The organism is Streptomyces sp. NPDC098101 (genome assembly GCF_044760185.1).
Lineage (GTDB): Bacteria > Actinomycetota > Actinomycetes > Streptomycetales > Streptomycetaceae > Streptomyces.
The window spans coordinates 1,180,541-1,197,313 of sequence record NZ_JBIWAS010000002.1 but is presented as its reverse complement, the minus strand read 5'-3'; the positions used below and the strand labels follow the sequence as shown (position 1 = coordinate 1,197,313).

Here is a 16,773-nt window from a genome sequence, read left to right as displayed (position 1 = left end):
GCTGTCCGGGTGCTCAGATTTCGTATTCGCTGTGCGGGGTGGCGCGCTGCCAGACGTCTTCGAATGCCCGACCGCAGAGCGCCAACGTTTCGGCCTCCGTGCTGAGTTCATCCGTGACGTGGCTGCCGTCCCCGGCGAAGTGGTGGAGGCGGATCAGGTTGCCGTCGAACAGCCAGAAATCATTGGCGGGCACCAGGAAGCCCGTCGCCTGACTTCGGGGCAGCCAGCGCACTTCTTCGCCGGCAATGACGTTGGCGTGCGTGGCGTAATGCTCCCAGCGGATGTATTCACTGACCGGCTCCGACACGATGCGGGCACGGCGAACGGCGACACCCCGCGCTACGGCGTCCGCAATGTTCTGATGGAACGGGTGCCACCAGGATTCGCGGTCGTCCCACTTGATTCGCTCTCCACGCTGCCACGCTTCCAGCCGGGGATTCGTCCCGTAGTCGTCCCGCGCTTCGAAGTGCACGGCGGATTCACGGGTGTTGGCCAGTAGCTCACTGAACGGCGGAACGCTCGACGGCATCGCACGCTTCCCTGATCATCGGCATCATGCTCGCCGGAATCCTGATGACCTCTTCGCTGTCCGGGATTCCTCCCTTGGCCGGGCTGTTCCCCTCACAGGCCGTGCGAAGTTCCGGGCCGGCCTTCCAGCCCTGCAATACCAGCTCCCCCGCCGCTTCGTCCGCCCAAACGGTGGGGCAGTGCTCAAGGTCGGTGTTCGGATCGATGCCGACGAACCGTAGCGCCATGACAGCCTCGCTTTCCGTGTGTGGCTTGCTCGAACTTGTATGACCATCCTCCCTTCGACGCGCGGGCAGTCAAGGTCGCTCCGGAAAATCGTGCGCAAGTTCATGCAAGTTCGTGGAGGGCTTCCCTTGGCCGGCTGTTGACTGGACACCAGACGGCAAGGCCCCAGGAGGGACGGCGAGGGATGGCCAGCAAGACCAGTGAACCGGACACGGAAGACGCCAGGCAGTGGGAGTACGTGACTTACGCGCCGAAGGGCGAGACGTGCCCCGCGTGCTTGAAGCCGATCAGGTCGCTTGAACGGGTCCGGCGGGGAACGCTGGAAAGGGCGTCGAGTGCCCCTGTCGTGATCTACCGGCACCACGGGGAGTGCCCGGCATGACGCGCGCGCTGCTCCGGTTCGTGAAGCATTCCATCCGCCACGAGCCGGCGGGAGGGGTCACGTACGAAGCGTTCTGCACCGCCTCCGACTGCGAGGCGCGGTCAGGCCCTCAGGAAGCCCAAGAGACCGCACAGGACTGGGCACTGGGGCACACCGGCCTGAACCCCGGCCACGACCTCTTCCGGCGCGTCTTCACCGACCATGCGCGCGTGACCCGCGCCGAGTGAGCCCCGACCCGCCGAGCGACGGCGAGCAAGACAGTTCAGCGAGTCGGCCTCGGCCCTGCTTGTGCACTTACGCGCCCCGGCGGTACTGCCCCGGCGCCACCCCGTACTCCCGCTTGAAGGCCTTGGCGAAGGCGAATTCGGAGGAGTAGCCGGAGCGTTGGGCGACCGCGCGGAGCGGGAGGTCGTCGGAGCGCAGCAGGCGGCCCGCCGCCGTCATGCGCCACCAGGTGAGGTACGCGAGGGGCGGGCGGCCGACGAGGGCGGTGAAGCGGCGGGCGAACGCGGCGCGGGAGAGGCCGCCGAGCGCGCCGAGCTCCTCGACCGTCCACGCCCTGGCCGGGTCCCGGTGGAGGGCGCGCAGGGCGCCGGCGACCGCCGGGTCCGCGAGGGCGGCGGACCAGCCGGTGGAGCGGTCGGCGCGCTCGGTGAGCCACCAGGTGCGCAGCAGGTAGAGCAGGAGGGTGTCGAGGAGGGCGGGCACGACGGCGTCGGAGCCCGGCTGGGGTTCGGCGAGTTCGGCACCGAGCAGTTCGACGGCGGCACGCAGCCGGGGGTGCGCGCCGACCCGGGCGGGGAGGTGCACGTACGGGGGCAGTTCGGTGAGGAGCGGGTGGGCGCGGGCCCGGCTGAGCTGGTAGGCGCCGCACAGCAGCAGGGTCTCCCCGGCGGCCGCGGGTCCCCGGTCCGGCGGGGCGGGCCAGGAGCCGTCCGGGGCGGGCAGGGTGTCGACGAGCGGGGTGTCGGGCCGGTCGGCGATGCCGTGGCCGGTGCCGTGGGCGAGGAGGACGACGTCGCCGGGGCCGAGCCGGACGGGGGCGCCGTCGTCCGGGGGCAGGAGCCAGGCGGTGCCCTGGAGGACGACGTGGAAACCGGCGCCCCCGTTCGCGGGGAAGCGGAAGCCCCAGGGGGCGACGTGGACGGCGCGGGAGGAGTGGGGGCGGCCGGTGCGCATGGCGGTGACGGCGTCGCTCAGTACGTCCATCCCGGCACCGTACCGCCCGTCCCCGCCCGCGTCCGCCCGTGTCCGTCCGTGTCCGTCCGGGCGGGGTGGCGAGACGTTCGGACATCGCGGGGAGCCGGAGGGACATGGATCGTCTCGCCGGGGCCTCCTACGGTTGGGTCCATGACGACGACGAGCACGACGGCGGGCACGACCACCAGGGCCGTTCTCTTCCACGAGCTGGGCGGCCCCGAGGTGCTGACGGTGGAGGAGGTGCCGCTGCCGCCCCCGGTCCCGGCGAGGTGCTCGTACGGGTCGAGGCGATCGGCGTCAACCGCGCCGAGGCGCTGTTCCGCGCGGGCACCTACTACTACCGGCCGACGCTGCCGGGTTCCCGGCTCGGCTACGAGGCGGCGGGGACCGTCGAGGCGGTGGGCGCGGGGGTCACCGCGTACGCCCCGGGCGATCCGGTGATGGCGGCGGCCGACTTCGACTTCGGGACGCACGGGGTGCACGCGGAGCGGGTGGTGCTGCCGGAGGAGCACCTGGTGGCCCGGCCCGCCGGGACGGACGCGGTGACGGCGGCGGCGGTCTGGCTGACGTACTCCACCGCGTACGGCGGGATGGTGCTCACGGGCGGTCTGCGCCCCGGCGACCACGTGGTCGTGACCGGGGCGTCGAGCGGGGTGGGGACGGCGGCGCTCCAGACGGCGCTGCGGGTGGGGGCGGTGCCGATCGCCACCACGCGGGGCGGGGGCAAGCGCGCACGGCTCCTGGAGCTGGGGGCCGCGCACGTGGTGGTCACCGACGAGGAGGACCTGGTCGGGGAGGTGCGCCGGATCACCGGCGGGGTGGGCGCCGACCTGGCCTTCGACGCGATCGGCGGACCCGGGTTCGCCCGGCTCGGCGACGCGCTGCGGCCCGGCGGCACCGCCGTCCTGTACGGCTGGCTGGACCCCCGGCCGGCCGAACTGTCCACGAACTGGCCGCTGACCACGCACGCGTACGCCAACGGAGAGCTGGTCGGGGCCGGGGAGGGGCGCCGCCGGGCGGCCGGGTTCATCGGCTCGGGGCTGCGCGACGGCTCCCTCGCGCCGGTGGTCGCCGAGGTCTTCGACGGCCTGGAGCGGATCGCCGACGCCCACCGGCTGATGGAGTCCGGCACGCACACCGGGAAGATCGTGGTGCGCGTGCGCCACTGAGCACTCCCGTCGGCTCAGCGCCTGGGCAGTCCCAGCGGGTTGCCGTCGCGGAGTTCCGGCGGGAGGAGGTGGTCGGGGGTCGACTGGTAGGTGACCGGGCGGAGCCAGCGCTCGATCGCGGTCGCGCCGACCGAGGTGGAGGTGGAGGTGGTGGCCGGGTAGGGGCCGCCGTGGTGCTGGGCGGCGGCGACGGCGACGCCGGTGGGCCAGCCGTTGACGAGGACGCGTCCGGCCAGCGGGGTGAGGGCGGCGAGCAGCGGGGCCGCGTCGGGGTCCTCGGCGGTCCCGGTGGTGTGCAGGGTGGCCGTGAGGTTGCCCGGCAGCAGGTCCAGGACGGCGGTGGCCTCCGCCCGGGTGGCGTAGCGGGCGACGACGGTGACGGGGCCGAAGCACTCCTCCAGGAGGAGGTGGTGGCCGCCCGCGAGGAGCCGCTCGGCGTCGACGGCGAGGACGCCGGCGCTGACCGTGTGCGCGCCGCCCGCGCCCGGGGTGACGGGGGTGGCGACCCCGGGGAGCGCGGCGCGCTCCGCGACCCCGGCGACGAAGGCGTCCCGCATCCGGTGGTCGAGCATGACGGAGGGCTCGGTCTCGCTGACGCCGGCGGTGAGGGCGTCGAGGAAGCGGTCGCCCGCCCCGCCCCAAGGGGCGAGGACGAAGCCGGGCTTGGTGCAGAACTGGCCCGTGCCCAGGGTCATGGAGGCGGCGAGCCCGGCGCCGAGCCCGGCGGCCCGCTCCTCGGCGGCGGCGGGGGTGATCACGACCGGGTTGAGGGAGCCGAGTTCGCCGTGGAAGGGGATCGGCACGGGCCGGGCGGCGGCCGCGTCGAAGAGCGCCCGGCCGCCGCGCACGGAGCCGGTGAAGCCCGCCGCCGCGACGAGCGGGTGGCGTACGAGCCCGACGCCCGCGTCGAAGCCGTGGACGAGGACGACGACGTCCTCGGGGAGACCGGCCTCGACGGCGGCCCGGCGCAGCAGGGAGGCGCAGAGCTCGGAGGTGGCCGGGTGGTCGGGGTGGCCCTTGACCACCACGGGGCAGCCGGCCGCGAGGGCGCTGGCGGTGTCGCCGCCGGGGACGGAGAAGGCGAGCGGGAAGTTACTGGCGGCGTAGACGGCGACGACGCCGAGCGGGACCTTCCAGCGGCGCAGGTCGGGCCGGGGCGGGACGGCTCCGGGGTCGGGGAGGTCGATCCGGACGTCCAGGAAGGAGCCTTCCTCGACGGTGTCGGCGAAGGACCGCAACTGGGCGGTGGTGCGGGCGAGTTCGCCGGTGAGCCGGACGGGCCCGAGGGCCGTCTCGGCGTCGGCGGCCTCCACGACGTGCTCGCGGGCCCCGTCGAGGAGGTCGGCGGCGGTACGGAGGAGGGCGGCCCGCGCGGTCCGGTCGGCGAGGGCGCCGCGGGTGCCGTGGGCGGCCCGGACGGCCCGGTCGACCTCCTCCGCCGTGGCCTCCACCGCGACCTGTTCGCGCGGCTTCCCCGTCCGGGGGTCCACGCTCCACACTGGTTCCGCCGCCACCGCCACGCCCCTGTTCGCTACCCTGAACACCGTTTCCGCACATGAACGCGTTTCCGGTGGACTCTATTGACGGCCCGGCCGTCTCCACAAGGGGCGGCCGGACGGCGGAGGAGGGGGCGAGGGGCATGGCGACTGCCGACGCGGGCGGGGCCCAGGTGAAGTCCGCGGTGCGGACCGTGGAACTGCTCGAGTACTTCGCCGGGCGCGCCGGGATGCACTCGCTGGCCGCCGTCCAGGAGGCCGTCGGCTATCCCAAGTCCAGTCTGTACATGCTGCTCCGGACCCTGGTGGAGCTGGGCTGGGTGGAGACGGACGCGACCGGCACCCGGTACGGCATCGGGGTGCGGGCGCTGCTCGTCGGCACGGCGTACGTCGACGGCGACGAGGTGGTGGCCGCCTCCCGGACCGTCCTGGACCGGCTCGCGGACGCCACCGCCGAGACGATCCACCTGGCGCGGCTCGACGGGACCGACGTGGTCCACCTGGCGGTCCGCCGGTCCCCGCACCACCTGCGGCCGTCCACCCGGGTCGGGCGGCGGCTGCCCGCGCACTCGACCGCGCTCGGCAAGGCGCTGCTCGCCACCCACGACGACGCGCGGGTGCGCGAGCTGCTCCCGGAGGTCCTGCCGGCACCGACCGGGCACACGGTCACCGACCGCGAGGAGCTGATCGGGGAGCTGGGCGTCATCCGCGAGCGGGGCTTCGCGGTGGACCGCGAGGAGAACACGCCGGGGCTGTGCTGCTTCGGCGTCGCGATTCCCTACCGGACCCCGGCGCGGGACGCGGTCAGCTGCTCGGTGCCGGTAGCGCGGCTCACCCCGGACCGCGAGCGGGCGATCGGGGACGCGCTCCTCGACGCGCGGGACCGGCTGGCCCTGATGACCCGCCGCCTCTGAGCGCCGGGGCGCCCCCGTACGGGAGGAGGGTTCCTCCCCCGTGCGGCGGAGGCGGTTCGCCGGTGGGGAGGAGGCGGCGCGCGGGGTCCACGCGGGAGCGTGGGGGCATGACACCGACCGTCCGCCTCCCCGGCCCGGCGCCCGTCGCGGGCCGCCGTCCGGCCGCCACCGGCCGCTGGGGCGCCCGCCTGTCGCTCGTGGTGCCGCTCCCCGTGGCGGATCCCGTCGGGCGGGTCACCGCCCCGACCCGGCCGGTCTACGCTGGCGGCATGATCGCCGGTTTCCTGCCGGCCGCGTGCGCGGCCGCCCTCCCGCGGCGGCGGAGCGCCGGGACGTGAGGCGGTGGGCGGGGGCCCTCCTCGGGCAGCGGGCCAGGCTGCGCTGGCTGCACCTGATCCTGGGCGGCGCGCTGTTCATGCCGTACTGGCTGGTCGGCACCGTGGTCATGGCCCTCCTCACGGGCAGGGGCGGGATGCTCGCCGGCGACCTGGGGACGCGGTTCGGGGCGTACGCGGTGGGGCTGCCGCTCGCGGCCGTCACCGCGCTGTTCCCGCCGGCCCGGCCGATGTCGGTGGCGGCGGCCCGGGCGCTGTGCGGGGTGCCCGCCGAGCGGTTCGCGGACGGTCCGGCGCGCGGGCGCGGGGCCAGGGCGCGGACGGCGGGCTGGTTCGCCCTGCACCTGGGCGCCGGAGCGCTGGTCAGCGGTGCGAGCCTGGCCCTGCCGCCGTTCGCGGCGACGGTGGCGGCGCTGCCGTTCGTGCCGTCGCTCCGGGAGTCCGAGGCCGTCCGGCACTGGGGGCTCGACGGGTCCCCGTGGGTCTGGGCGGCGGTCCCGGCGGCCCTGCTCATGCTGCTCGCCCTGGCGGGCGCCGCCGCCGCGACCGGGGCCCTGCTCGCCCGGCGGGCGCCCCGGCTGCTCGGGCCGGACCCGGCGGAGCGGCTCGCGGCGGCCGAGCGGCGCGCGGCGGAGGCGGAGGCGCGCAACCGGCTGGCCCGGGAGCTGCACGACTCCGTCGGCCACGCCCTGAGCGCGGTGACCCTCCAGGCGGGCGCGGCCCGCCGGGTGCTGGACGGCGGGCACGCCGACCCGGAGTTCGTACGGGAGGCGCTGACGGCGATCGAGGAGACCGCCCGGCGCACGGTCGGGGAGCTGGACCGGGCCCTGGGCCTGCTGCGGCGCGGCGAGGAGGCCGTGGAGGGCGTGGGCCCGGGGCTCGACGCCCTGGAGGCCCTGGTGCGCGGGGCGGGGCCGGGGGTGGCGCTGACCGTGGACGGGGCCCTGGGGCCCGTACCGGAGACGGTGTCGCGGGAGGCGTACCGGATCGTCCAGGAGGGGCTGACGAACGCGGCCCGGCATGCGGGCGGCGCGCCCGTGACCGTACGGCTCGGCGCCCGTGCCGAGGAGTGGGAGATCGTCGTGGAGAACCCCCTGCCCGCGCGGCCCCCGGCCGCCCGTCCGCACGGCGGGCGGGGCCTTCCCGGCATCGCGGAGCGGGCCCGGCGGCTCGGCGGCACCGCCGGGGCGGGCCCGGCGGACGGCGTGTGGCGGCTCGCGGTCAGGATCCCCCGGTGAGCGGGGCGGAGCCGGGACGGGCCGTGCGGATCGTCCTCGCGGACGACGAGCGGATGGTGCGGACGGCCCTGCGGGTCGTCCTGGACGCGGAGCCGGACCTGAAGGTCGTCGGGGAGGCGGCCACCGGCGCCGAGGCCGTGTCGGTGGTGCGGGCGGCGCGCCCGGACGTGGTCCTCATGGACGTGCGGATGCCGGAGGTCGACGGCATCCGGGCCACCGAGCGGATCCTCGCCGGGACGGCCGAGCCGCCCCGGATCCTGGTGGTGACCACCTTCGAGAACGACTCCTACGTGTACGACGCGCTGCGCGCGGGCGCGGCCGGCTTCCTCCTGAAGCGGGCGGCGGTGGAGGAACTGGTGGGCGCGGTCCGGCTGGTCGCGCGGAGCGACTCGCTGCTCTACCCGGAGGCGGTGCGCGGTCTGGCCGCCGAGCACGCCCGCCGCCGGCCGCGACCGGCCCCGCCCTGGGCCGCGCGGCTCACCGAACGGGAGGCGGAGGTGCTGCGCCTCGTGGCGACGGGCCTGACGAACGCGGAGATCGCCGCCCGGCTGGGCGTCGGCCCGGCCACGGCCAAGACGCACGTGGCGGCGGTCCTGTCCAAACTGGGCGCCCGCGACCGCACCCAGGCGGTGATCCTGGCGTACGAGTCGGGATTCGTGGGGACGGGGTGACGGGGCTCCCCGGGGCCCGGGATCAGGGGGCCGGGGGCCGGGGGCCGGGGCCCGGGGGCCGGGGGCCGGGGCCCGGGGGCCGGGGGCCGGGGCCCGGGATCAGGAGACTGAGGCCCGGGGGCCCGGGGTCAGGAGGCCAGGGCCCGGGGTCCGGAGCCCGGGATCAGGGTCCGGGTCCGGGTCCGGGTCCGGGGATCAGGGGGCCAGGGTCGGGGGCCGGGGGTCCGGGATCAGGGGACTGAGGCCCGGGGGCCCGGGAACCCGGGGTCAGGAGGCCGGGGCCCGGGGTCAGGGGTCCGGGATCAGGATCAGGGTCCGGGGATCAGGGAGCCAGGGCCCGGGATCAGGAGGCCGTCGCTACGACCGTGTCGCCGTGCCGCAGCCCGTTCCGCCCCGGTCCTCGCCCAGCGGCTCCGTGCGGGCGTAGGGGTCGACCGTCCCGGCGTCCGGGTCGGTGTCGACCGCTCCCCCGCCGAACTCCGGCCGGAAGTAGCCGGTGGGGGCGCCGCAGCCGCCGTTGGTCATGTGGAGCTTGTACGACAGGAGGGTGAGGGGCCCCTCCTCGGTGGTCACCTTCGCCGGGTCGTCCCAGCTCACCACGGTCTCCCGCCGCACGATCACGCGCACCACCTCGTCGCCGCCGCCGGCCGGGGCGACCGGGTACACGTACGTGACGTCGGCGGTGACCTCCAGGGCCCCGAGCCGCCCCTCCCGGTAGGAGAGCCGGCCCCGGGTCCTGACCTCGTCCCCGACGAGGCGGGCCTGCGCCGGGTCGAAGCGGCTGAAGAGCAGCAGCGGGTCGTGGTCCTCGCCCGGGGTGCTCAGGGCGGTCGACACGAAGGTCCGGACGTCCTTCTGGTGCGGGTTCACCAGGGCGACGGCCTTCTCCGGGCGGGCGCCCCGCAGCACCGCCGGGTCCAGGCCGGCCGCGGCGAGGAAGTCGCGCGTGCGCGTGAGGGCCCGCGCCACCTCCGCCTTCGTCATCCGGCCGGTGGCCCGGGCGTCGGGCACGGTGATGCCGGCCGTGCCGCTCGCCCAGCGCGCCGCCGGGGAGCCCCGGAACGGGTCGTCGAGCGTCGCCCGCCCGCCCGCCTCCGCGGGAGGCGCGTCCGTGGGCCGCTCCGTCTCCTGCGCGAGGGGCGCGCCGGCCCGGTCCCCGTCGCCGGACCAGCCGACGACGCCTCCCGGGTCCACCGCCACGAACAGCAGGGCGAGGGCGGCCGCGAAGCCCGCCACGTACCAGCCCTTCCGGGACCGGGGCCGTACGGGCGCGGACGTGGGCGCGCGCCACGGCGCGGGTCCGGCGGGCTCCGCCCGCAGCCGGGCCGCCGTCTCGCGGGCCCGTGCGGACGGCTCCTTCGGCGCGTCCCCCGCGCCGTCGGCCGAGGTCCGGAGGAACTCCTCCCACACCTCGTCCGGCACCGACGAACCGTCCCGGTCCCCGCTCACTCCCGGCCCCTCCCCGTTCCCACCCGTCTCCGGCCCCTCCCCGGGGCCTCCGCATGATCGCACAGCCGACCGAACGGATCCGGACATGAAGGTTCGCTGAGAAAGGGGGCGCATCCGGAACGTCCGCCGCCGGTCCGTTCGTCCCGACAAGTGCGATGAACAAGACGATCAGGAACACCTCGGTCTTCGTGCTGCTCCTCGTGCTCGCCCTGCTCGGCCGGGCCACGTGGGTGCAGGCGTACGAGGCCCGGGCGCTCGCGGACGACCAGAAGAACCGGCGGAACACGATCGCGCAGTACGCGCAGCCGCTCGGGAACATCGTCGTGGCCGGCTCCCCGGTCACCGGCTCGGAGAGGAGCGGAGGGGGGACGGACCTGGAGTACTGGCGGACCTACACGGACGGCGAGCTGTACGCGGCCGTCACCGGCTACAGCTCGCAGGCGTACGGCGCCACCCAGCTGGAGGGCATCTACGCCGACGTCCTCGACGGCACCGACGACCGGCTGAAGAACCCGCTGGACGCGGTGACCCGCAAGCAGCAGGAGCCGGGCACGGTCCTCACCACGATCGACCCCGCCGTGCAGAAGGCCGCCTACCGGGCGCTCGGGAACAAGAAGGGCGCGGCCGTCGCCGTCGACCCGGCGAGCGGCCGGATCCTGGCCCTGGCCTCCACGCCGTCCTACGACCCGTCGAGGATCTCCGGGACGAACGACGGGACCGCCTGGAAGGAGCTGACCGGCGACGAGGACAAGCCGCTGGTCAACCGGGCGCTGCGGCAGCCGCTGCCGCCCGGTTCCACCTTCAAGCTGGTCGTCGCGGCGGCGGCCCTGGAGGACGGCCTGTACCGCTCGGTGGACACGGCGACGGAGAGCCCCGACCCGTACACGCTGCCGCACACCCGGACCGTGCTGCGGAACGAGAACGCGTCCGCGCCCTGCGAGAACGCCACGATCCGCACGGCGCTGCGGTACTCCTGCAACAACGTCTTCGGCAAGATGGCCGCCGACCTGGGGCAGGACAAGGTGCGGGCGATGGCCGAGAAGTTCGGCTTCAACGACGCCGGGCTGGACGTCCCGGTCCGGGCGTACGCGAGCGTGTACCCGTCGAAGATGGATCCGGCGCAGACGGCGCTCAGCGGCATCGGCCAGTTCGACGTGACGGCCACCCCGCTCCAGATGGCCATGGTGTCGGCGGCGATCGCCAACGACGGGCTCCTCGCGGCCCCGCACATGGTGTCCGAGGTCGTCGACTCCGACGGCGACCCGCTCGCCTCCTTCGAGGACGGGGACACCCGGCGGATCGTCTCCTCCTCGACGGCCGGGCAGCTGCGCAGCGCGATGGTGACCGTGGTGGAGCGGGGCACGGGCACCAACGCGGCGGTCGCCGGGGCGGAGGTCGGCGGCAAGACGGGCACGGCCCAGCACGGCGAGAACAACAGCAAGACGCCGTACGCCTGGTTCACCTCGTACGCCAAGGACCCCTCGACCGGGAAACAGGTCGCCGTCGCGGTGATGATCGAGGACTCGGGCGCGGCCCGCTCCGAGGTCAGCGGCAACGGCCTGGCGGCCCCGGTGGCCCAGAAGATGATGGCGGCGGCGCTGAAGTGACGGCGGTGACGCCGGACGGGGTCCGGGCGTCGGCGGCGCCCGGACGGCGGTCCGCCGGGGCGAAGTGACGGCGGACGGGGCCCGATTGGCCGTCGGGCCCCGTCACGCGATATGCAGGGGCACGCTCGCATCCGAGCACGCATTCGATCCGTACCCCCTGCTTCCCCCTCACGGAGGACCGCCGTGCGTCTGCCCCGTTCCCTGTCCGGCTGGACCATGGCGGTCTTCGGCGTGCTCGCCGCCGCGCTCGGCGTGGTGGGCCTGGTCGCCCCGGACGCCCTGCTCACGGTCATGGGCTTCGAGCCGGTGCCCGACGGCGGGCGGGCGGACGGCGACCACACCCTGGTCTTCCTGACGGCCTCCTCGATGGCCGCGCTCAACATGGGCGTCTACTACGTCCTGGCCTCGCTCGCCGACTGGAAGCCGTTCTTCCGCTGGACGGTCCCCTTCCGCCTCCTCACCTGCGCGGTCTTCACCCTCGCCGTCGTCACCGGCCGCGCCCCGGCCGGCTTCCTGGGCGTGGGCCTGTGGGAGGGGCTCGGCGCGCTCGTGACGGGGGCGGCGCTGCGGTACGAAAAGAGGAAGGGCTCGGGCGCCTCCTAGGTGCGGGGCGGCCTCCGGGCGGGGAGCATGGAGGAAAAGCACGGGCGCGGCGGGAGGAGGCAGGGTGACGGCCGGTTCCTTCCCTGGGACGGCGGGGCGGGTCGGGGTGCCCCTGGGCGGCAAGGGTCTGCTCGACGTGCTCGGGGTCGCGGCCGTCGTCGTGGACGCGCGCGGCCGGATCGTGCTGTGGAGCCCGCAGGCGGAGAGCCTCTTCGGCTTCCGCGCCGAGGAGGCCCTCGGCCAGTACGTGGCCCCGCTGATCGTCGGCGAGGACCACCGCGAGGAGGCGATGCGGCTCTTCGGCGAGGTGCTCGCCGCCGGCACGACCTGGGCGGGCACCTTCCCCGTACGGCACAAGGACGGCACCACCCGGCAGGTGGAGTTCCGCAACATGCGGCTCACCGACGACCTGGGCGGGCTCTACGCCCTGGGGATCGCCGCCGACCACTCCGTCGTCGAGCGGGTCGAGGCCGAGCTGGCCCTCTCCGACCGGCTCGTCTCCCAGTCCCCGATCGGCCTCGCCGTCTTCGACACCGCGCTGCGCTTCGTCCTGGTGAACCCGGCCCTGGAGCGGATCAACGGCATCCCCGCCGCGCTGCACACCGGGCGGCGGATCTCCGACATGCTGCCGGGGATCGACGCGCCGGGGGTGGAGGAGGTCCTGCGGACGGTCCTGGCGACGGGCGAGCCGCTGCTCGACCACTCCACGGTGGGCCGGACCCCGGCCGACCCGGACCACGACCACGTCTGGTCGGTGTCCTTCTACCGCCTCGAAGGGGGCGAGGGCCGGGTCCTGGGCGTGGCGGCGTCGGTGATCGACGTGACCGAGCGGCACCGGGCGGACGCGGAGGCGGACCGGTCCCGGCGGCGGCTCGCGCTCATCGCGGACGCCTCGGCCCGGGTCGGCACCACCCTGGAGGTGGAGCGGACCGCCGACGAACTGGCCTCGGTGGTGGTGCCGGCCCTCGCGGACGTCGCCGCCGTCGACGTCCTCGACTCCGTCCTGTCGCTGCGCAGGCCGGGCGCGCCGGACGAGGGGCCCGCGCTGTTCCGGGCGCTCGCGGTGAAGGCGGCGGGGCCCACGGAGGCGCTGCCGGCCGCCGACCCGCCGGGGTCGGTCGCGATGTACGGGGCGGACCGGCTGGTCACCCGGTGCGTGCACACGGGCCTGCCGGTCCTGGTGGAGCGGGTCGGGCCCGGGGACCTGTCCCGGATCGCGCGGAGCCCGGAGGCGGCGGAGATGCTGGCCAGGGCCGGGGTCCACTCGTACCTGGCGGTGCCGCTGATCGCGCGCGGCGAGGTGCTCGGCGCGCTCGACCTCAAGCGGGACCGCAACGCGCTGCCGTTCGACGGGGACGACGTGCTGCTCGCGACGGAGCTGGCGGCCCGGGCGGCGGTGAGCATCGACAACGCGCGCTGGTACCAGAGCGTGCGGAACTCGGCGGTGACGCTCCAGCGCAGTCTGCTGCCGGGGGCTCCGCCGGCGCGGGCGGGCCTGGAGGTCGCGGCCCGCTACCAGCCGGCGCAGGCGTCGAGCGAGGTCGGCGGGGACTGGTACGACGTGATCCCGCTCCCCGACGACAAGACGGCGCTCGTCGTCGGGGACGTGATGGGCAGCGGGATCGACGCGGCGGCGACGATGGGCCGGCTGCGGACGGCGACCTGCGCGTTCGCGGACCTCGACCTGTCCCCGGCGCAGGTGCTGCGGCACCTGGACCGGATCACGGAGGGCCTGGAGCACTACATCGCGACCTGTCTCTTCGCCGTGCACGACCCGGCCAGGGAGCGGTGCCGGATCGCGAACGCCGGGCACCTGCCGCCCGTGCGGGTCCCGGTGGACGGTCCGGCCGAGCTGGTGCGGCTCTCGACCGGGGTGCCGCTGGGGGTGGGCGGCGGCACCTTCCGCACGGCCCGGGTGCCGTTCCGGCCCGGGGACCGCCTGGTGCTCTACACGGACGGTCTGATCGAGACCCGCGACGAGGCGATCGACGAACGGCTCGCGCTGCTCGTGGGCCTCCTCGACGAGGCGCGCGGGCCCCTGGAGGAGACCTGCGACCTGCTCCTGAAGGCGCTGCGCCGGCCGGGCGCGCCGGACGACGTGGCGCTCCTGATCGCCCGGAGCACGGGATGACCTCGCGGAAGCGGCGGGACGGCCCGGGCACCGGTGACGGCACCGGCACCGGCCGGAAGGGGGCGCGGCGGGGGAAGGAGAAGGGGCGGAAGCGCGAGACCGGGCTGCGGAGCGTCGCCGGGCAGGTCTTCGCCCTGGAGGCGCTGATCGCGCTCCTGGTGATCGTGGCGGCGGTGTTCGTCACGTTCTACCAGGAGCGGCGGGACACCGAGCGGGACGCCCGGGCCCGTTCGCTCGCGGTCGCGGAGGCGCTGGCGAACGCCCCGGGCATCGACGCGGCGCTGGCCTCGCCCGATCCGACGGCGCGGCTCCAGGACGAGGCGGAGGCGATCCGGCGGGCCACCCGTCTCGACTTCATCGCGATCCTGGGCCCGGACGGGATGCGGTACACCGACTCGCAGCCGGACCTGATCGGCCGCAGGGCGGTCGGCGACCTCTCGCGGGCGGCGGTGGACGGCGAGTCGTACACGGAGATCTTCGAGGGCGCGCCGAACGACGCGGTGCGGGCCGTGGTCCCCGTGGTGGACGACCGGGGCAAGATCGTCGGCCTGGTGACCAGCGGCATCGAGGTGGAGAACATCGCGCACTCCGTCCAGGACCGGCTGCCGCTGCTGGCCGGGGCGGCGGGCGGCGCGCTCCTGGTGGCGGTGGGCGGGGCCGCGCTGGTGAGCCGGCGGCTGCGGCGGCAGACGCACGGCCTGGGGCCGGCCGAGATGACCCGGATGAAGGAGCACCACGAGGCGGTGTTGCACGCCGTCCGGGAGGGCGTCCTCATCATCGACTCCGACCACCGGCTGCTGCTCGCCAACGACGAGGCCCGCCGGCTGCTCGGCCTCGGGCCGGAGGCCGAGCGGCGGCACGTCTCGGAGCTGGGCCTGGACCCGCGCACGGTCGAGCTCCTGGAGTCGGGGGAGGCGGCGACCGACGAGGTGCACCGGGCGGGCGACCGGCTGCTCGCGGTGAGCGTGCGGCCCACGCTGCCGCACGGCTCCGAGTCCGGCTGTGTGATGACGATGCGGGACACCACCGAGCTGGCCGCGCTGTCCGGCCGGGCGGCGGTGGCCCGGGGCCGGCTCCAGCTGCTGTACGAGGCGGGGGTCAGGATCGGGACGACCCTGGAGGTCGTACGGACGGCGGAGGAGCTGGCGGAGGTGGCGGTGCCCCGGTTCGCGGACTTCGCCACGGTGGAGCTCCTGGAGCCGGTGCTGCGCGGGGAGGAGCCGTCCGAGATCGTGGAGACGGCGGCCGCGTCGGCGGAGATGCGGCGGACGGCGCTGAGCGGGGTGCGGCGGGACCAGCCGCTCCAGCCGGTCGGGGACACGGTCCGCTTCGACGTCCCCAGCACTCCGATGGCCATGGCGCTGGCCTCGGGGCACGCGGTGGTGCAGCCGGAGCTGGCGGCGGCGGAGGGCTGGCGGGCGCAGGACCCGGAGGGGGCGGCGCAGGCCCTCGCGTACGGGATGCACTCCCTGCTCACGGTGCCGCTGCTGGCCCGCGGGGTGGTCCTCGGGATGGCGAACTTCTGGCGGGCGGACACGCGGGAGCCGTTCGGGGAGGAGGACCTGTCCTTCGCGGAGGAGCTGGCGGCGCGGGCGGCGGTCGCGATCGACAACGCGCGCCGGTTCACCCGGGAGCACGCGATGGCGGTGTCGCTCCAGCGGAGCCTGCTGCCCCGGGTGCTGCCGGAGCAGAGCGCGGTGGAGGTCGCCCACCGCTACCTCCCGGCGAAGGCCGGGGTGGGCGGCGACTGGTTCGATGTGATCCCGCTGCCGGGGGCGCGGGTGGCGCTGGTGGTGGGGGACGTGGTGGGGCACGGGCTGCACGCGGCGGCGGCCATGGGGCGGCTGCGGACGGCGGTGCACAACTTCTCGACCCTGGACGTGCCGCCGGACGAGCTCCTCGGCCACCTCGACGAGCTGACGGGCCGGATCGATCCCCGGGGGTCGGAGGGGACGGACGGGGAGGGGCGGCGGCGCGACGAGGGGATCACGGGCGCGACCTGCCTGTACGCGATCTACGATCCGGCGTCGGGCCTGTGCACGGTGGCGAGCGCGGGCCACCCGGGGCCCGCGCTGGTCTCCCCCGACGGGCGGGTGGAGTTCCCCGAGCTGTCGCCGGGGCTGCCGCTCGGGCTCGGTCTGGGCGAGGCGCCGTTCGCGTCGACGGAGCTGCGGCTGCCGGAGGGGAGCAAGCTGGTGCTCTTCACCGACGGCCTCCTGGAGGACCACGGGCGGGACTTCGACACGGGGCTCGGGATGCTGCGGTCCACGCTCACCCGCCCGGACCGGAGCCCGGAGCAGACCTGCGCGGACGTCCTGGCGACGCTCCTGCCGCCCTCGCCGCGCGACGACATCGCGCTCCTCGTGGCGCGGACCCGGCTGCTGGACCGGGAGCGGATCGCCGAGTGGGAGGTGGCGCGGGACCCGTCGGCGGTGTCGCCGGTGCGGAACGCGGCGGCGGCGAAGCTGTCGGAGTGGGGGCTGGACGGGCTCGCGTTCTCGGCGGAGCTGATCCTCAGCGAGCTGATCACGAACGCGGTGCGGTACGGCGCGGATCCGGTGCGCGTGCGGCTGCTCCACGACCGGGCGCTGATCTGCGAGGTCTCGGACGGCAGCAGCACCTCGCCGCACCTGCGGCACGCGGCGGCGACGGACGAGGGCGGGCGCGGGCTCTACCTGGTCGCGCAGTACGCGGAGCGCTGGGGCACCCGGTACGGGCGGCGCGGCAAGACGATCTGGGCCGAACTGCGGGCGGGCGCGGGCGACCCCGAGCCGGCGGAGGCGGCGGTGCCGGACCTGGACGCCCTGGAGGACCTGGCCTGGTGA

General features: G+C 75.7%; 15 protein-coding genes. 10 read left to right on the top strand and 5 right to left on the bottom strand.

Translation table 11 applies throughout. The annotated features are described in order from the left end of the window. Positions 1–13: 13 nt before the first annotated feature. Together ACIQVI_RS12410 and ACIQVI_RS12405 are read right to left on the bottom strand one after the other, a co-directional pair. On the bottom strand, positions 14–529 hold the full coding sequence (locus ACIQVI_RS12410) for a DUF6879 family protein (protein ID WP_403594345.1): 516 nt from the start codon (positions 527–529) through the stop codon (positions 14–16). After that, the gene (locus ACIQVI_RS12405; RefSeq protein ID WP_403594342.1) at positions 501–755 is read right to left on the bottom strand and encodes a hypothetical protein; all 255 of its coding nucleotides are present in this window, start codon (positions 753–755) and stop codon (positions 501–503) included. Before ACIQVI_RS12405 ends, ACIQVI_RS12410 begins: the two co-directional genes overlap by 29 nt. Positions 756–1,131: 376 nt before the next feature. On the opposite strand from ACIQVI_RS12405, the gene ACIQVI_RS12400 reads away from it, so the two are divergent. Continuing rightward, on the top strand, positions 1,132–1,362 hold the full coding sequence (locus tag ACIQVI_RS12400) for a hypothetical protein (RefSeq protein ID WP_351971786.1): 231 nt from the start codon (positions 1,132–1,134) through the stop codon (positions 1,360–1,362). A 67-nt stretch (positions 1,363–1,429) separates the two neighbouring features. On the opposite strand, the gene ACIQVI_RS12395 is transcribed toward ACIQVI_RS12400, so the two are convergent. Next, positions 1,430–2,344 carry an AraC family transcriptional regulator gene (locus tag ACIQVI_RS12395; protein ID WP_351971787.1) on the bottom strand — a complete coding sequence of 305 codons (915 nt, stop codon included), beginning with the start codon at positions 2,342–2,344 and terminating at the stop codon, positions 1,430–1,432. A 260-nt stretch (positions 2,345–2,604) separates the two neighbouring features. Between ACIQVI_RS12395 and ACIQVI_RS12390 the strand changes: the two genes are divergently transcribed. Next, the gene (locus ACIQVI_RS12390; protein ID WP_403594338.1) at positions 2,605–3,504 is read left to right on the top strand and encodes a zinc-dependent alcohol dehydrogenase family protein; all 900 of its coding nucleotides are present in this window, start codon (positions 2,605–2,607) and stop codon (positions 3,502–3,504) included. A 14-nt stretch (positions 3,505–3,518) separates the two neighbouring features. On the opposite strand, the gene ACIQVI_RS12385 is transcribed toward ACIQVI_RS12390, so the two are convergent. Next, on the bottom strand, positions 3,519–5,018 hold the full coding sequence (locus ACIQVI_RS12385) for an aldehyde dehydrogenase (NADP(+)) (RefSeq protein WP_403594335.1): 1,500 nt from the start codon (positions 5,016–5,018) through the stop codon (positions 3,519–3,521). A gap of 125 nt (positions 5,019–5,143) precedes the next feature. Between ACIQVI_RS12385 and ACIQVI_RS12380 the strand changes: the two genes are divergently transcribed. The 4 genes from ACIQVI_RS12380 (at position 5,144) to ACIQVI_RS12365 (ending at position 8,158) form a co-directional block, all read left to right on the top strand. After that, positions 5,144–5,914 carry an IclR family transcriptional regulator gene (locus tag ACIQVI_RS12380; RefSeq protein WP_403594332.1) on the top strand — a complete coding sequence of 257 codons (771 nt, stop codon included), beginning with the start codon at positions 5,144–5,146 and terminating at the stop codon, positions 5,912–5,914. Between the two features lie 107 nt (positions 5,915–6,021). After that, positions 6,022–6,252, top strand: coding sequence for a hypothetical protein (locus ACIQVI_RS12375; RefSeq protein WP_403594329.1), 231 nt, complete (start codon positions 6,022–6,024; stop codon positions 6,250–6,252). Further along, positions 6,249–7,487 carry a sensor histidine kinase gene (locus ACIQVI_RS12370; protein ID WP_403594326.1) on the top strand — a complete coding sequence of 413 codons (1,239 nt, stop codon included), beginning with the start codon at positions 6,249–6,251 and terminating at the stop codon, positions 7,485–7,487. Before ACIQVI_RS12375 ends, ACIQVI_RS12370 begins: the two co-directional genes overlap by 4 nt. A 53-nt stretch (positions 7,488–7,540) precedes the next feature. Further along, positions 7,541–8,158: a response regulator gene (locus ACIQVI_RS12365; RefSeq protein WP_403594558.1), complete on the top strand. Its 618-nt coding sequence runs from the start codon at positions 7,541–7,543 to the stop codon at positions 8,156–8,158. A 357-nt stretch (positions 8,159–8,515) separates the two neighbouring features. Here the strand turns inward: ACIQVI_RS12365 and ACIQVI_RS12360 are convergent, their stop codons facing one another. Continuing rightward, positions 8,516–9,607 carry a hypothetical protein gene (locus tag ACIQVI_RS12360; RefSeq protein WP_403594323.1) on the bottom strand — a complete coding sequence of 364 codons (1,092 nt, stop codon included), beginning with the start codon at positions 9,605–9,607 and terminating at the stop codon, positions 8,516–8,518. 155 nt (positions 9,608–9,762) lie between these two features. Here ACIQVI_RS12360 and ACIQVI_RS12355 point away from each other — a divergent pair, with 155 nt between their 5' ends. From ACIQVI_RS12355 to ACIQVI_RS12340, 4 genes are all read left to right on the top strand, one after another. Then, positions 9,763–11,214 carry a peptidoglycan D,D-transpeptidase FtsI family protein gene (locus ACIQVI_RS12355; RefSeq protein WP_403594320.1) on the top strand — a complete coding sequence of 484 codons (1,452 nt, stop codon included), beginning with the start codon at positions 9,763–9,765 and terminating at the stop codon, positions 11,212–11,214. Between the two features lie 216 nt (positions 11,215–11,430). Beyond that, a complete protein-coding gene (locus ACIQVI_RS12350) occupies positions 11,431–11,817 on the top strand; it encodes a hypothetical protein (protein ID WP_403594555.1) in 387 nt (128 codons plus the stop codon). 64 nt (positions 11,818–11,881) lie between these two features. Continuing rightward, positions 11,882–13,948 carry a SpoIIE family protein phosphatase gene (locus tag ACIQVI_RS12345; protein ID WP_351969529.1) on the top strand — a complete coding sequence of 689 codons (2,067 nt, stop codon included), beginning with the start codon at positions 11,882–11,884 and terminating at the stop codon, positions 13,946–13,948. After that, positions 13,945–16,773 carry a SpoIIE family protein phosphatase gene (locus ACIQVI_RS12340; RefSeq protein ID WP_403594316.1) on the top strand — a complete coding sequence of 943 codons (2,829 nt, stop codon included), beginning with the start codon at positions 13,945–13,947 and terminating at the stop codon, positions 16,771–16,773. The genes ACIQVI_RS12345 and ACIQVI_RS12340 overlap by 4 nt, the downstream gene beginning before the upstream one ends.

What these genes read in the sequence shown, in the direction of transcription:
- ACIQVI_RS12410 (WP_403594345.1), bottom strand. Translation starts at nt 529, where the DNA reads ATGCCGTCGAGCGTTCCGCCGTTCAGTGAGCTACTGGCCAACACCCGT.
- ACIQVI_RS12405 (WP_403594342.1), bottom strand. Translation starts at nt 755, where the DNA reads ATGGCGCTACGGTTCGTCGGCATCGATCCGAACACCGACCTTGAGCAC.
- ACIQVI_RS12400 (WP_351971786.1), top strand. Translation starts at nt 1,132, where the DNA reads ATGACGCGCGCGCTGCTCCGGTTCGTGAAGCATTCCATCCGCCACGAG.
- ACIQVI_RS12395 (WP_351971787.1), bottom strand. Translation starts at nt 2,344, where the DNA reads ATGGACGTACTGAGCGACGCCGTCACCGCCATGCGCACCGGCCGCCCC.
- ACIQVI_RS12380 (WP_403594332.1), top strand. Translation starts at nt 5,144, where the DNA reads ATGGCGACTGCCGACGCGGGCGGGGCCCAGGTGAAGTCCGCGGTGCGG.
- ACIQVI_RS12375 (WP_403594329.1), top strand. Translation starts at nt 6,022, where the DNA reads ATGACACCGACCGTCCGCCTCCCCGGCCCGGCGCCCGTCGCGGGCCGC.
- ACIQVI_RS12365 (WP_403594558.1), top strand. Translation starts at nt 7,541, where the DNA reads ATGGTGCGGACGGCCCTGCGGGTCGTCCTGGACGCGGAGCCGGACCTG.
- ACIQVI_RS12355 (WP_403594320.1), top strand. Translation starts at nt 9,763, where the DNA reads ATGAACAAGACGATCAGGAACACCTCGGTCTTCGTGCTGCTCCTCGTG.
- ACIQVI_RS12350 (WP_403594555.1), top strand. Translation starts at nt 11,431, where the DNA reads ATGGCGGTCTTCGGCGTGCTCGCCGCCGCGCTCGGCGTGGTGGGCCTG.
- ACIQVI_RS12340 (WP_403594316.1), top strand. Translation starts at nt 13,945, where the DNA reads ATGACCTCGCGGAAGCGGCGGGACGGCCCGGGCACCGGTGACGGCACC.